This window comes from Pseudarthrobacter sp. GA104, from assembly GCF_009741265.1.
Lineage (GTDB): Bacteria > Actinomycetota > Actinomycetes > Actinomycetales > Micrococcaceae > Arthrobacter.
Genome location: NZ_WOWL01000001.1, coordinates 1,175,230 through 1,188,944 on the forward strand (window position 1 = coordinate 1,175,230; position 13,715 = coordinate 1,188,944).

13 protein-coding genes and 2 pseudogenes are annotated in these 13,715 nt (G+C 66.8%); 10 read left to right on the forward strand and 5 right to left on the reverse strand.

Going from position 1 to position 13,715, the window contains the following annotated elements; all coding sequences use genetic code 11:
• The first annotated feature begins 40 nt into the window (after positions 1–40).
• The gene (locus GK109_RS05240; RefSeq protein WP_157238941.1) at positions 41–1,225 is read left to right on the forward strand and encodes a metallophosphoesterase family protein; all 1,185 of its coding nucleotides are present in this window, start codon (positions 41–43) and stop codon (positions 1,223–1,225) included.
• A gap of 3 nt (positions 1,226–1,228) precedes the next feature.
• Here the strand turns inward: GK109_RS05240 and GK109_RS05245 are convergent, their stop codons facing one another.
• Both GK109_RS05245 and GK109_RS05250 read right to left on the reverse strand, forming a co-directional pair.
• A complete protein-coding gene (locus GK109_RS05245; RefSeq protein WP_157238942.1) occupies positions 1,229–1,573 on the reverse strand; it encodes an iron chaperone in 345 nt (114 codons plus the stop codon).
• 172 nt (positions 1,574–1,745) lie between these two features.
• Positions 1,746–2,072, reverse strand: coding sequence for a hypothetical protein (locus tag GK109_RS05250; protein WP_157238943.1), 327 nt, complete (start codon positions 2,070–2,072; stop codon positions 1,746–1,748).
• A 55-nt stretch (positions 2,073–2,127) separates the two neighbouring features.
• On the opposite strand from GK109_RS05250, the gene GK109_RS05255 reads away from it, so the two are divergent.
• Positions 2,128–2,523, forward strand: a complete 396-nt coding sequence (locus tag GK109_RS05255) for a DUF1801 domain-containing protein (protein ID WP_157238944.1) — start codon at positions 2,128–2,130, stop codon at positions 2,521–2,523.
• Between the two features lie 33 nt (positions 2,524–2,556).
• Here the strand turns inward: GK109_RS05255 and GK109_RS22325 are convergent, their stop codons facing one another.
• The gene (locus GK109_RS22325; protein WP_370460414.1) at positions 2,557–3,006 is read right to left on the reverse strand and encodes a helix-turn-helix transcriptional regulator; all 450 of its coding nucleotides are present in this window, start codon (positions 3,004–3,006) and stop codon (positions 2,557–2,559) included.
• A gap of 136 nt (positions 3,007–3,142) precedes the next feature.
• A pseudogene (locus tag GK109_RS22330) lies at positions 3,143–3,499 on the reverse strand (cupin domain-containing protein); the annotation flags it as partial.
• Between the two features lie 253 nt (positions 3,500–3,752).
• On the opposite strand from GK109_RS22330, the gene GK109_RS05265 reads away from it, so the two are divergent.
• The 6 genes and pseudogenes from GK109_RS05265 to GK109_RS05290 all read left to right on the forward strand — a co-directional run bounded on the left by GK109_RS05265 (position 3,753) and on the right by GK109_RS05290 (position 10,648).
• Positions 3,753–5,102: a sugar ABC transporter substrate-binding protein gene (locus GK109_RS05265; RefSeq protein ID WP_157238945.1), complete on the forward strand. Its 1,350-nt coding sequence runs from the start codon at positions 3,753–3,755 to the stop codon at positions 5,100–5,102.
• 63 nt (positions 5,103–5,165) lie between these two features.
• Positions 5,166–6,134 (forward strand): carbohydrate ABC transporter permease, encoded by a 969-nt coding sequence (locus GK109_RS05270; protein ID WP_157238946.1) that lies wholly within the window; start codon positions 5,166–5,168, stop codon positions 6,132–6,134.
• A complete protein-coding gene (locus GK109_RS05275; RefSeq protein WP_157238947.1) occupies positions 6,131–7,081 on the forward strand; it encodes a carbohydrate ABC transporter permease in 951 nt (316 codons plus the stop codon). Before GK109_RS05270 ends, GK109_RS05275 begins: the two co-directional genes overlap by 4 nt.
• 49 nt (positions 7,082–7,130) lie before the next feature.
• On the forward strand, positions 7,131–8,189 hold the full coding sequence (locus GK109_RS05280; RefSeq protein WP_157238948.1) for an NAD(P)-dependent alcohol dehydrogenase: 1,059 nt from the start codon (positions 7,131–7,133) through the stop codon (positions 8,187–8,189).
• 2 nt (positions 8,190–8,191) lie between these two features.
• Positions 8,192–9,166: a carbohydrate kinase gene (locus tag GK109_RS05285; protein WP_157238949.1), complete on the forward strand. Its 975-nt coding sequence runs from the start codon at positions 8,192–8,194 to the stop codon at positions 9,164–9,166.
• A 4-nt stretch (positions 9,167–9,170) separates the two neighbouring features.
• Positions 9,171–10,648, forward strand: a pseudogene (locus GK109_RS05290) (mannitol dehydrogenase family protein).
• Between the two features lie 70 nt (positions 10,649–10,718).
• Here the strand turns inward: GK109_RS05290 and GK109_RS05295 are convergent.
• Positions 10,719–11,312 carry a heme-binding protein gene (locus GK109_RS05295; RefSeq protein ID WP_157238950.1) on the reverse strand — a complete coding sequence of 198 codons (594 nt, stop codon included), beginning with the start codon at positions 11,310–11,312 and terminating at the stop codon, positions 10,719–10,721.
• Between the two features lie 212 nt (positions 11,313–11,524).
• Here GK109_RS05295 and GK109_RS05300 point away from each other — a divergent pair, with 212 nt between their 5' ends.
• A complete protein-coding gene (locus GK109_RS05300; RefSeq protein ID WP_157242663.1) occupies positions 11,525–11,902 on the forward strand; it encodes a MarR family winged helix-turn-helix transcriptional regulator in 378 nt (125 codons plus the stop codon).
• Positions 11,899–13,158, forward strand: a complete 1,260-nt coding sequence (locus GK109_RS05305; protein ID WP_157238951.1) for an MFS transporter — start codon at positions 11,899–11,901, stop codon at positions 13,156–13,158. Before GK109_RS05300 ends, GK109_RS05305 begins: the two co-directional genes overlap by 4 nt.
• Positions 13,159–13,715 lie beyond the last annotated feature (557 nt).

Here is a 13,715-nt window from a genome sequence, read left to right on the forward strand (position 1 = left end):
GGCGGCCGGAACCCGGCCGCAACAATGCAGAGAGGCAGCGATGACCATCAAACTCAACCAGCCCAACTTCAGCAGGCGGGCGGCCCTCGCGGCAGCCGGGACCCTGGGCGCGCTCGGCATGACCGCGGCGGCCGGAACCGGCGCCAACGCAGCACCGGGAACGAAGGCCCCCAAGCCCGCCCTCGCGTTCCGCCCGGACGGCCGGTTCAAGGTGATCCAGTTCAACGACACCCAGGACGACGAGCAGACGGACCGCCGCACCATCGAGCTCATGGACCGCACGCTGGATGCCGAAAAGCCTGACTTCGTGGTGATCAACGGAGACGTGATCAACGGCGGCTGCGACACCGAACTCGAGGTCAAGCAGGCCCTGAACCACGTGGTCCAGCCGATGGAACGCCGGCAGATCCCGTGGGCCGTCACGTTCGGCAACCACGACGAGGACTCGGTGGCGAGGACCGGCATGACCGAAGCCAGGATGCTGCAGTTCCTGCAGAGCTACGCATTCAACGTCAACGGCGACTCCACCGATGGCCTCACCGGCACGTCCAACTCGCTGCTGCTGGTGCAGTCCTCGAAATCCAAGGACCCTGCCTTCGGCCTCTGGCTGATCGACACCGGCCGCTACGCCCCGGACACCATCAACGGCCAGGACTTCGAGGGCTATCCGGACTGGGACTGGGTCCGCATGGACCAGGTGGCCTGGTACCGCAACCTCTCCATCGCCACCGAGCAGAAGTACGGCAGGAAGATCCCCTCCCTGATGTGGGGCCACATCGCCCTGCACGAACACCGCAGCATGTGGTTCGCCAGCATCGATTCCCGGACGGACGCGGACCACCAGCGGGCGGTGAAGAAGCACGGCATCGTGGGCGAGCGGAACGAGGACGAGTGCCCCGGCCCCTTCAACTCCGGGCTGTTCAACGCCTTCCTGGAACGCGGGGACGTCCGCGGCTACTTCGTGGGCCACGACCACGTCAACACCTACGTGGGCAACTACTACGGCGTGGAGCTCGGCTACGCCCCCGGGACGGGATTCGGCGCCTACGGGTTGCCGGGCGCCGACCGGAACCGGCTCCGCGGCGCGCGCGTCTTCGAGCTGGATGAGAACCACGCGGGGATCTACAAGGAGACCCGCCTGGTGTTCGCCAAAGACCTGGGCATCGACCTGACCGCGAACGACCAGCCGATCACTCCCCTGCCCTTGGACCCCGCGCAGCTCTAGGCGCTACTTCCGGATCTCCGCCAGCCGCAGCCGGACCATCTCCTCCACCACTTCCTCGGGGACGGGATGGTCCGGCGTGAACCGGACAGTACCCTTGGACAGCGAGAAGCCCGCCAGCCTGGGCGCAACGGCGTCCACCACCTCGGGCGAGAACGGAAAGATGGACAGGTGCTTGGCTGCTGCCACCACGCCGATCAGCGGTTTGCCGTCCACCTTCAGTGCCGGCATCCCGTAGCTGCGGCCCTCGTCTGCCTCCGGGACCACGCGCCGCGCCGCCGCAATGACACGCTGCAGGCAGCCGCGCGCCGGCTCGTCCAACGCGGCAAGGGAATCGTCTACGTCACCCATGCGGCCATCCTAGCCCCGCAGGGATGTACGACGGCGGACGGCAGTTCCAGCTCCATGGCAGCTCCCTGCGCCGCGGACTGGCGCAGTGAGGCCCGGCGTCGGTGCGCAGGAGCAGTCCGTGCGCAGTGAACCCGGGCCTTGTTGCGCAGCCCCGTGGCGCCGGGCGTCCCCGCTACTTCTTTGCGGCGAGGATCGCCTTCCGGACGGCTGCGCCCACAGCGCTGATGACCGGGACGAGGCACATCAGGGCAACCACGGTGTTCGGCCGGAACGCCACCTGCCCGCCGACGTTCCGGTAGACGCCGAGCGGCAGCACCATCCCGCCACCCCCGCCCCCGGAGGCGCCGTCCTGCCCGGCCTCCCCGCCGCCGCCGAACCCGAAGGACACCAGCGCCACGGGAATGACCTCTTCCCCGCCCAGCTGGACGGGCGCACCATAGGCCTTGGAGACGCCAACGTTCTTGAATGCTTCAATCAGGGACGAAAATGTATCAGCCATGGCCCCACCCTACGAGCGCTGCCCAGCCAGTAACAGTCCTGTCAGGAGTTCAAGGATGACCTACCGGAAGGATCCACGTGTTGACCAGTACATCGGCGCACTCCCGCCCTGGCAGCAGGCCGTCTGCCTGAAGGTGCGGGACCTCGTCCATGCTGCCGACCCTGGCGTCGAGGAGACTATCAAGCGCACGGTCCAGCCGTACTTCGTGCTGCAGGGCAACATTTGCGCCCTCCTCGCCACCAAAGACCACGTCAATGTTTTCCTGTACGACGGCGGGCTCACCCCGGACCCGCACAACATCATCACGGGCGGCCACGGCAACAAGACGGGCCGGATGATTTCCTACTACGCGGACGATCCAATCAACGAGGATGCCCTGCTGGAGATGTTCCGGGCAATCATCGAAACCAACCGCGCGGGCGGCTGGCGGAAAATCAAGGGTAGCCAGTAGTTCCCGGCCCAGCTGCCGGCTGCCAGGAGATCCTCAGCCCTGAACGCGCTGGCGGTAGTTCCTTGGCGTCTCCCCTGCGTCGTTCAGGAAGTGGCGGTTGAAGTTGGAAAGGTTGGAGAACCCCACTTCGTAGCAGATCTCCGAGATGGCCTTGTCGCTGTGCTCCAGCAGCCGGCGGGCATGTGCAAGCCGGAGCTTGCGCACCAGGTCACTGAAGTTTTGGCCGGTAGCGCGCTTGAAGTATTTGGAGAAGGTGGGCTCGGACATGCCCACCAGCCCGGCGGCCCCGGACATCTTCACGCTGCCGGCATGGTTGGTGAAGACGTACTCGAGCACAATGTCCACCACGGCGGCGGCCTGGCCATCCAGCTGCGGCCGGAACCATTCGTCCGCGAGGTATCGCCGTTCTTCCTGCGGAGCCCGCGCCAGCACCACAAAGAGGTCCAGCAGGTGGCGCAACCGCACCAGCCCCGTGGCTGGCACCCATCGCTTCTATGGCGGCTGCCGCGTTCTCCGCCGAGGGCCCCAGGAATTCGATCCCCCGCCGGGACTGCTCCAGCAGTGGCTTCACCTCAGCCATCTCCGGGACCAGCGAAGCCGTCTGCTCAACCCATTTGCCGTCGAACTGGATCACGGCATCCCGGTTCTCCAGCACCTCGCCGGGTTCAAGGTCGCTAACCCAGTCGTGCGGCAGCCCCGATCCGACAAGGGACACGTGCCCGGCTTCGAACGTGCCGATATGGTCGCCCACGATGAACTTTCCGGTGCCCTTGCGGATGAGGTGGATCTCGTACTCGGGGTGGTAGTTCCACCGCGCCACCGGGCTGGGGTAGCTGTGTTCCACCCACCGGACGGAGTGGTTGGGATCGGGCGGGATGATCTCCCGGTTGGCCCGCATTCCGAGCAGCCTCTCGGCCAGCCGGGCCGCAGCTCCGTCGGCTGTGTCCGTGGCAGTCATGTGTTTCTCCGCGCCCATAGTGGTTATGAATTCTGGACAAGATCCAGGGACCTTTCCCCAGAGTAGCGCCTAATGCCGGGACCTGCTGCGGAAAATTAGTATCAGAAATCGGCAACCACGGCGCTAGTTGTGCCCCACGCCACCGGCCTAATCTTGAGGAACATCAGCGGCACATCGGCTTCCCGATCTCACGCCGCGCCACGGTCAGGCATCCCGACGCAGCAGTCGGATGTGGTGACTGCGCACCCCCTGAAGAACAAAGGAGTCCTCAATGCGCCCAAAAATGCGCACTGCCACGCTGGCTGCCGGTGCCTTGTGCATCGCACTCTCCGCATCGGCCTGCTCCGGTGCCGGCGGCGGCACTGCTGCCGGTGACCAGAACAGCATCAATGTCCTGATGGTGAACAATCCCCAGATGGAGGACCTGCAGAAGCTCACTGCAGACAACTTCACCAAGGACACCGGGATCAAGGTCAACTACACGATCCTGCCGGAGAACGACGTCCGGGCCAAGATCAGCCAGGAGTTCTCCAGCCAGGCCGGCCAGTACGATGTGGCGTCCCTGTCCAACTATGAGATCCCGTTCTACTCCGCCAACAAGTGGCTGGCCCCGCTGGACAGTGTGGCCAAGGACGCCGAATTCAACCAGGACGACATTCTTCCCGCCTACACGGCGTCCCTGACGGGCAAGGACGGCAAGCTCTACGGCGAACCCTTCTACGGTGAGTCGTCCTTCCTGATGTACCGCAAGGACATCCTTGAGGCCAAGGGCCTGACGATGCCGGAGAAGCCCACCTGGGACCAGGTGGCCGAGCTCGCCGCCCAGGCCGACGGCGCCGCGCCGGGAATGAAGGGCATCTGCCTCCGCGGCCAGCCCGGCTGGGGCCAGGTTTTCGCGCCGCTGACCACCGTGGTGAACACCTTCGGCGGCACCTGGTTCGACAAGGACTGGAACGCCAAAGTCAATGCTCCCGAATGCACCGAGGCCACCAAGTTCTACGTGGACCTGGTCAAGAAGCACGGTGAAGCCGGCGCGGCCCAGGCCGGGTTCACCGAGTGCCTGAACAACATGAGCCAGTCCAAGGTGGCCATGTGGTACGACGCCACCTCTGCAGCGGGCGCCCTTGAAGCGGAGGGTTCGCCGGTGAAGGGCAAGATCGGCTACGCCCAGGCCCCGGTCAAGAAGACCGACTCCTCGGGCTGGTTGTGGACCTGGTCCTGGGGTGTGCAGGCTGCGTCCAAGAAGCAGGACACCGCGGGCAAGTTCATCGCCTGGGCCAGCTCGAAGAAGTATGAAGAACTGGTCGCCTCGAAGCTGGGATGGGCCAAGGTTCCGTCCGGCAAGCGCATCTCCACCTATGAGAACGCCGAGTTCCAGAAGGCCGCACCGTTCTTCAAGGCCGAACGCTCCGCCATTGAGAACGCCGACCCGAAGAACCCGGGTGTGCAGGAACGTCCGGTGGTTGGCATCCAGTTCGTCGGCATCCCCGAGTTCGCCGACCTTGGCACCACAGTCTCCCAGGGCGTCAGCTCGGCGATAGCCGGACAGGGCACCGTGGAGGACGCACTGGCCAAGGGCCAGGACGCCGCCCAGAAAATCGGCGACAAGTACAAGAAGTAACCACCCACCAATCGGTTCTGTGGCCCGCCCTGCGGGCGGGCCACAGAACCGCAGGAGAACATGATGACTTCCGCAACAGCGCGCGTCGCCCGTTCAGGGCACAGCGCCCCCAAACCTTCCAAAGACGCCAGGGCCCGTGAACGCGCCACGGCGTGGGCACGGCGCGCGCCGCTGCTGCCGGCCCTGGTCTTCCTCATTATCGTCACGCAGCTTCCCTTTGCTGCCACCCTGATCATTTCCTTCCTGAACTGGAACAGCCTCCGCCCGGACCAGACGGGATTCGCGGGTTTCAGCAACTACGTGGAGGTCCTCACCAACGCGGACCTGCGCCAGGCCATCTTCACAACCATCGTCCTCACCGTCTCGGTGGTCCTGGCCAGCCTGGTCATCGGTCTGGTCCTGGCCCTGCTCCTGGACAAGAAGTTCATTGGCCGCGGGCTGGCCCGCACCCTGCTGATCGCACCGTTCCTGGTGGTTCCCGTAGCTGCTGCCCTCGTCTGGAAGCACGCCCTGCTGAACCCGACGTACGGCCTGATCAACGGCATCCTGACCTGGGTCTGGTCGCTTTTCGGCAGCAGCACCCCGCCGCAGCCGGACCTCCTCTCGCAGGCACCCCTGACCGCCGTCATCCTCTCGCTGGTGTGGCAGTGGACGCCGTTCATGATGCTCATCCTGCTCGCCGGGCTGCAGTCCCGGCCCATGGACACCGTGGAAGCGGCGCAGATGGACGGGGCCAGCCCCTGGGAAATCTTCCGCCACCTGACCCTGCCGCACCTGCGCCAGTACCTGGAACTGGGCGGCCTGCTCGGCGCCATCTACATCGTGCAGAACTTCGACGCCGTCTTCACGCTCACCTCGGGCGGCCTGGGCACGGCCAACCTGCCGTACTCCATCTACCAGACCTTCTACTTCGCCAATGAATACGGTCTGGCCTCAGCAACAGGCGTCGTGGTGGTCATCGGCACCATCATCGTGGCCACCTTCGCCCTCCGCACCGTCTTTTCACTCTTCAAGAAGGAGGCAGCACGATGAGCACCCTCACTCCTGCCGAACCCCGCAAGCCGGGCCTCGCCCGTTCAACACCGCCCACCGCCCCGAACACCGGGTCCGGCCGCCGCGGATTCGGAAGATCCAGCCGGGGCAAGTCCCGGATGGATCCCACGCGCAACAACACCGCCGCCGGCATCGCCGCCTGGCTGCTGGCCCTGCTGTTCGTGGCCCCGGTCCTCTGGATGATCCTGACCTCCTTCCACTCCGAAACGGATGCCGCCACCAACCCGCCGTCCCTCGGCGCACCCCTGACCCTCGATGCCTACGCGGAATTCTTCGGCGCCAGCTCCGGGGTCAGCCCCTGGCCGCCGCTGATCAACTCGGCCACCGCGTCCGTCCTGTCCACCGTCCTGGTGCTGGTCCTGGCCATCCCGGCCGCGTACGCCCTCTCGATCAGGCCGATCAAGAAGTGGACGGACGTGATGTTCTTCTTCCTTTCCACCAAGATGCTGCCCATCGTCGCCGCGGTCCTGCCGCTGTTCCTGTTCGCCAAAACCATCGGCGGGCTGGACAACATCTGGTTCCTGGTCCTGATGTACACGTCCATGAACCTGCCCATCGCTGTCTGGATGATGCGGTCCTTCCTCGCCGAAGTCCCGGTGGAAATGCTCGAGGCCTCCCAGATCGACGGAGCCGGCCTGCTCCTGACCCTCCGCGCCGTCGTCGCCCCGGTCGCGATGCCGGGGATCGCCGCCACCGCCCTGATCTGCTTCATCTTCAGCTGGAACGAACTGCTCCTCGCCCGGGTCCTCACCGGCGTCATGGCCGGAACAGCCCCGGTCTTCCTCACCGGCTTCGTCTCCAGCCAGGGCCTCTTCCTCGCCAAGGTGTGCGCGGCCGCCGTCGTCATCTCCCTGCCCGTGCTCTTCGCCGGGTTCGCCGCCCAGGACAAGCTCGTCCAGGGACTCTCCCTCGGCGCCGTGAAATAGCAGGCCGTGAGATAAACCAGCCCGCCCAACACTCAGAAGGATCACTCCGATGACCACAACAACCACCCAGTCCCCGGCCACCGGCTCCGGCCTGCCGGCCACCATGCGCGCGTCCCTCCTCAAGCGCCAGGGCGAGATGGCCATGGAAACCCTGCCCCTCCCGCAGCTCGACGCCGACCAGGTCCTGGTCCAGGTCGCCGCCGTCGGCGTCTGCGGCAGCGACGTCCACTACTACGAGCACGGCCGGATCGGCCCCTACGTGGTGGACCACCCGCTCATCCTCGGCCACGAACTCTCCGGCCGGATCGCCGCCGTCGGATCCGCCGTTGACCCCGCCCGCATCGGCAAGCGCGTCGCCGTCGAGCCCCAGCGCCCCTGCCGCACGTGCAAGCAGTGCAAGGCCGGCCGCTACAACCTCTGCCCGGACATCGAGTTCTACGCCACCCCGCCCGTTGACGGCGCCTTCGCCGAATACGTCACCATCCAGTCCGACTTCGCCTACGACATCCCGGACAGCGTCAGCGACGAGGCTGCCGCCCTCATCGAGCCGCTCTCCGTAGGGCTCTGGGCCTGCGAACGCGCACAAATCAAGCCCGGCAGCAGGGTCCTGATCGCCGGCACCGGGCCCATCGGCATCATCGCCGCCCAGGCCGCCCGCGCGTACGGCGCCACCGAGATCTACATCTCCGACATCGCCGAGGACCGGCTCGCCTTCGCCCTCGAACACGGCGCCACCCACGCGCTCAACGCAAAGACGGACAGCGTGGAAGGGCTCGACGTCGACGCGTTCATTGACGCGTCCGGCGCACCGCAGGCGGTCCGCGCCGGGATCAAGGCCGTGGCCCCTGCAGGCAGAGTCATCCTGGTGGGACTGGGCGCGGACGACGTCGAACTCCCCGTCTCCTACATCCAGAACCGCGAGATCTGGCTCTCCGGCGTGTTCCGCTACACCAACACCTGGCCGCTGGCCATCCAGCTGATCGCGGACGGCAAGGTGGACCTGGACATCCTGGTCACCGGCAGGTTTCCACTCGCGGACTCCGAGAACGCGCTCAGGGCGGGCAAGCAGCCCGGCCAGCTCAAAGCCGTTGTCTACCCGGGCCGCTGACCATGATCACCGTCATCGGCGAGTCGCTCGTTGACATCATTGAGGCCCCCGGCCGGGGCTCCGCGCAGCAGGTGCACCCGGGCGGGAGCCCGCTCAACGTCGCGGTAGGGTGCGCGCGGCTGGGCCTGGGGACCAGGCTGGTCACGCACTATGGCGACGACGCGCACGGGAAGCTGATCGCTGACCACCTGCGCACCAACAATGTTGAACCGATCGTGGGAGGTTCCCTGCCGACGTCGTCCGCGCTGGCGTCCCTGGACGCTACCGGCGCAGCCGAGTACACGTTCAACATCAGCTGGGACGTCAACGGGGCCTCCATCCCGGCCCTTGCCGCGGTGCAGGGTTCGCTGCATGTCCACACCGGATCCATCGCCACGGTCCTGGCACCCGGCAACAAGGCCGTCCGGGGCCTGGCCGAAGCGGCACGCCCGCACGCGACGGTGAGTTTCGATCCCAACTGCCGGCCGGCCATCAGCGGGAATGTTGAAGCCGCACGCCGTGAAGCCGAGGACTTTGTGGCCGCCAGTGACATCGTCAAAGCCAGCGACGAGGACCTGCGCTGGCTCTACCCCGGCAGGACCTTGGACGAGTCCCTTGCCGCGTGGCTGGCGCTGGGACCGGCACTGGTTACGCTGACGCGCGGCGCGGACGGACCGGTGGTCCTGACCCGGCAGGGGCGCGTGGAGATGCCCGGCGAAACGGTCGCCGTGGCGGACACCGTGGGGGCGGGCGACTCCTTCATGGCCGCCCTGATCGCCGGCCTGGCGCAACGGGACGCGCTCGGTGCCGCCAACAGGCCGCGCCTGCGGAGCCTCTCCCCCGAAGACCTGGATGCCCTGGCGGCCTACGCGAACAGGGCCGCCGCCATCACGTGTTCCCGGCCGGGGGCCAACCCGCCCACGTCAGCCGAGCTGGGTTCCCTGTCCGGAAAGCCGGCCGGAACACCGCCCGGCCTGCCCGCCCCTGCGGAAGGCTAGCCCCATGACTGCACTTCAAACCCGGACCCTTGCCGGACTGCCTGCATCCCTGGCCGTCCCCGCCTACGACCGGGCCTCTCTGACGGCGGGAATCGTCCACTTCGGCGTGGGCGGCTTCCACCGCGCCCACCAGGCCATGTACCCCTGGACCGGCTGATGAACGAGGGCAAGGCCCTCGACTGGGCCATCTGCGGCGTGGGGGTCCTGCCCGGTGATGCCCGCATGAAACAGGTCATGGACAGCCAGGACTGCCTCTACACCCTGGTGGTCAAGAACCCGGACGGAACCCGGGAAGGGCGGGTCATCGGCTCGATCATCGAGTACCTGTTCGCCCCTGACGATCCCGAGTCCGTCCTCGAGAAGATGGCGTCCGGCGCCGTCCGGATCGTTTCACTCACAGTCACCGAGGGCGGGTACAACTTCCACCACGTCACCGGCGAGTTCGACGCCGGCAACCCCGACGTGGTCCACGACCTCCAGCCGGGGGCAGCACCCCGGACGACCTTCGGCCTCATCACCGAAGCCCTGGCCCGCCGTCGTGCCCGCGGCCTGGTCCCCTTCACGGTGATGTCCTGCGACAACATCCAGGGCAACGGCGACGTGGCGCGGAAGATGTTCACTGCCTTCGCCGTGCTCAAGGACCCGGACCTCGGCGCCTGGATCACCGCGAACGTTCCCTTCCCCAACAGCATGGTGGACCGGATCACGCCCGTCACCGCCGACGCTGACCGCGCCGCCGTTTCGGCGGAGTTCGGCATCGAGGATGCGTGGCCCGTGGTGTGCGAGCCGTTTGAGCAGTGGGTCCTCGAGGACACGTTCAGCCTTGGACGTCCCCCGCTTGAGGACGCCGGGGTCCAGCTCGTGGCGGATGTTGAACCGTACGAACTGATGAAACTCCGCCTCCTCAACGCCAGCCACCAGGGCATGTGCTACTTCGGCCACCTGGCCGGCTACCGCTACGCCCACGAAGCTGCCCAGGACCCGCTGTTCGCAAAGTTCCTGCTCGACTACATGGACAAGGAGGCCACCCCCACCCTGGAGCCGGTGCCCGGCGTGGACCTCGCCCACTACAAACACACCCTCATCGAACGCTTCACCAACGAACACGTCCGGGACACCCTTGCCCGCCTCTGTGCGGAAAGCTCGGACCGGATCCCCAAATGGCTGCTGCCGGTCATCCGCATCAACCTTGATCGGGGCGGGGAAATCCGCCGGTCCGCCGCCATCGTTGCCAGCTGGGCCCGCTATGCCGAAGGCGCCGACGAGCAGGGCAACCCGATTGACGTCGTCGACCGCCTCAGGGACAAGCTGATGGCCTCAGCCGCCCGGCAGCGGCAGGAACCGCTGGCCTTCATCTCGGACCGGGAGGTCTTTGGCGACCTGGCCGGCAACCAGGAATTCATCGCCGCGTATACCCGGGCGCTGACAAGCCTCCACAACGCCGGTTCACGGGCCACACTTGAAGCATTGGCAGGCCAGTAGGGCAGGGGGCAAGCCTCGGTGGACCTGTTATGCCGTCATCGAACTTCCTGAACGCGGCGGCCGGGGACGGTCAGCCCGCAGCGTCCACCGGCTCCTGAACGTCCTGTACAACCTCATTCCGCCGCAGGAACCACGGCTTGAACGGCGGATCGAAGCGGGCAAACCGCGGCGGCCCCACCGGCGTCAGGCCGGCAAGGGTCAGTGCCGCCTGCAGGCCGCTGTTGCGCCGTTCGAACGCGGCGGCTGACCCGCTGCCGGAGAAGCGCAGCACTGCGGCAAGGGAACCGGGCACGGCCCGCACCGTCACGGCGGGGTCGGCGGGAACGGGCGCGGTTTCAGCTGTCACGCCGGCAGGAAGCACAAAAGCCACCACATACTCGGCAGGTCCGCCCTTTCCCGCCAGGGAACCGGACTGAAGCACCGGGGCGGTCATAGCCAGCTTCTGCGGCGATCCGGGCTCCTGGATAACCGGGGCGGTCATGGCCAGCTTCCCGCGGGTTGAATTGCTCCCGCTGATGTAGTTGAACAAGCGCCGGAAGGCCATGTTTCCGGCACGGTCAAAGGTGGCGGCCACCTTGGTTTCGGCCACGACGTACCCGGGGTAGCGGCGCAGTTCGAAGTGCGGATAGCGCCGGACCAGCTCGTAGGGCTGCTGTTCTGTCATGGTCCACCAGAGCCTACGCCAGCCCTGGCGGAAGCCGCCATACCCGGCGACGGCTTGCCGCCTCTTCCAAATCGGAGCATACTTATTAGCAGAACTAATTAGCATTGCTAAGCATTTTGGGGAGGCTCACGGACGTGACCACAGCCAAGAACGAGAGCATTACCGGGGAGACCGGCCCGGACACCCTGGCCATTGACCTCCGGACCGCCGTGATGCGCACCTCGCGGCGGCTCCGCGTCGAGGCAACCGGCGACGTCATCACGCCGGGCCAGTACACGGTGCTGGCATTACTCAACGGCAGCGGACCCAGCACCCTCCGCGAACTGGCCACCAGCGAGCACGTGCAGGCCCCGTCCATGACCCGGATCGTCAACGCCCTCGCCGAACTGGGCTTCGTCTCCAGGGCGGCAAACCCCGACGACGGCCGCCAGGTCCACATCGACATCACCGACGCCGGCCGGGCCGTCCTTGAAGAGGCCCGGAACCAGCGGACCGCGTGGCTCGCGCAACGCGTGGCCGGGCTGAGCGAGGAAGACCGGCTGGTCCTGGGCCGGGCCGCACGCATCATGCAGGAGATGAGCGGCAGATGAGCGCCATGTTCCGTGCGCTGGAAAACCGCAACTACCGGATCTGGGCGAGCGGCGCGCTGGTGTCCAACATCGGGACCTGGATGCAGCGGGTGGCGCAGGACTGGCTGGTCCTGACCGTCCTCACCAACTACTCCGGCGCCGCCGTCGGCATCACCACCGGACTGCAGTTCCTCCCCATGCTGCTGCTCGGCCCGTACGGCGGAGTGCTGGCGGACCGCTACCGAAAGAGGGTGATCCTGCTGTGGACGCAGGTGGCCATGGGCGTGACCGGGCTGGTGCTCGGGCTCCTGGTGGTGACCGGCACAGCGGAGCTGTGGCACGCCTATCTGGCCGCCCTGTGCCTGGGAATAGCCAGCGCCATCGATGCGCCGTCACGCCAGTCCTTCGTGTCAGAACTCGTGGGGCGGGACAACATTTCCAACGCCGTTGCACTGAACTCCGCGTCCTTCAACACAGCCCGGCTGACCGGCCCTGCCATTGCCGGGGTACTCATTGCCTGGGTGGGTACGGGACCGGTCTTCCTCCTGAACGCAGCCAGCTTCGCCGCCGTCATTGTTTCCCTCTTCCGGATCCGGACCGCAGAACTCGTGCCCGCCGCCCCGGCAACACGGAGCAGGCACCAGGTGGCGGAAGGCGTCCGCTACGTGCGCAACCGGCCGGACCTGGTGCTGATCATGGTCCTGGTGGGCATCCTGGGGGCATTCGGAATGAACTTTCCCATCATCAACGCACTGATGGCCACTACTGAGTTCGGCGCCGGCCCGGGCGAATTCGGGCTTCTTGGTTCGATCATGGCGGTGGGTACGCTGGGCGGCGCGCTGCTTGCGGCACGCCGGGCCGGGCCGCGGCTGCGGTTCCTGCTGGGCGGTGCGCTGGGGCTCGGCGCGTTTACCCTCCTGGGGAGTGTGTCGCCGTCGTTCTGGCTGTATGCGGCCGTCCTGGTTCCGATCGGGCTGGCGTCCATCACGTTCCTGAACAGCTGCAACACCAGCATCCAGCTCTCCGTGGAGCCCCGCTTCCGTGGGCGCGTGCTGGCGCTCTACCTGGCGGTCCTGCAGGGCGGCACCGCCGTGGGCGCGCCCCTGATGGGCTGGATCGGCACGGAGTTCGGCGCGCGCTGGTCCGTGGCCGCCGGCGGTGTCATCGTGCTGCTGGCCGCGGCCTCCGGCGTGATCGTGGCCAGCCGGAGGAGCAGCCTGGGCGTGCGCGACCACCTGCGGATGGTGTTCCGGAGGAAGCGCCAGCACGCTGCATAGAACACGCTGTATAGAAACCGCACAGGCCACGCAGTAACGGCACAGTAACGCCTGGAGCGTTTAATGCCGGTGTACGCAACTACCCTGCGAGGTTGGGCCCTCCCTGCCGGAGATCCCGGCACTCAACCCAAGGCTGGAAGTTCGGCATACAGAGACAGTGATGGTGCGAGATGCACTCCTACAGCCGCCGCCACCCTATCGCCTTTGTCTGGGCGCTGGTCCTGTCGCTGCTTCTGTCCGCCTGCATGTCGACAGAGGACAGGAGTGGCCCGGCAGCCAGCAGCCCTGCCGCCTCGTCCAGCGAAAGCAGGCAGGATACATCGCCGTCGGATCGGCCTGCCGAAGAAACGGCCGGCGGCGGCGCCAACCGGGGACCGGACGGATCCGGCGGTTCAGGCTCTGATAATTCAAGCTCTGATGCTTCAGGCTCCGGTCCTGACAGCGGGCAAAGCCTGCCGCAAGGCCAGGACCCGGCACCGGCTCAACAGCCGCCGCCCGTGCCACGCCAGCCGCAGGGGCCCGGTCCGGCGCAGCCACCCGGTCCACCCGCCCCTGCC

Coding starts and splice junctions, on each gene's coding strand:
- GK109_RS05240 (WP_157238941.1), top strand. CDS start 41: ATGACCATCAAACTCAACCAGCCCAACTTCAGCAGGCGGGCGGCCCTC.
- GK109_RS05245 (WP_157238942.1), bottom strand. CDS start 1,573: ATGGGTGACGTAGACGATTCCCTTGCCGCGTTGGACGAGCCGGCGCGC.
- GK109_RS05250 (WP_157238943.1), bottom strand. CDS start 2,072: ATGGCTGATACATTTTCGTCCCTGATTGAAGCATTCAAGAACGTTGGC.
- GK109_RS05255 (WP_157238944.1), top strand. CDS start 2,128: ATGACCTACCGGAAGGATCCACGTGTTGACCAGTACATCGGCGCACTC.
- GK109_RS05265 (WP_157238945.1), top strand. CDS start 3,753: ATGCGCCCAAAAATGCGCACTGCCACGCTGGCTGCCGGTGCCTTGTGC.
- GK109_RS05270 (WP_157238946.1), top strand. CDS start 5,166: ATGACTTCCGCAACAGCGCGCGTCGCCCGTTCAGGGCACAGCGCCCCC.
- GK109_RS05275 (WP_157238947.1), top strand. CDS start 6,131: ATGAGCACCCTCACTCCTGCCGAACCCCGCAAGCCGGGCCTCGCCCGT.
- GK109_RS05280 (WP_157238948.1), top strand. CDS start 7,131: ATGACCACAACAACCACCCAGTCCCCGGCCACCGGCTCCGGCCTGCCG.
- GK109_RS05285 (WP_157238949.1), top strand. CDS start 8,192: ATGATCACCGTCATCGGCGAGTCGCTCGTTGACATCATTGAGGCCCCC.
- GK109_RS05295 (WP_157238950.1), bottom strand. CDS start 11,312: ATGACAGAACAGCAGCCCTACGAGCTGGTCCGGCGCTATCCGCACTTC.
- GK109_RS05300 (WP_157242663.1), top strand. CDS start 11,525: ATGCGCACCTCGCGGCGGCTCCGCGTCGAGGCAACCGGCGACGTCATC.
- GK109_RS05305 (WP_157238951.1), top strand. CDS start 11,899: ATGAGCGCCATGTTCCGTGCGCTGGAAAACCGCAACTACCGGATCTGG.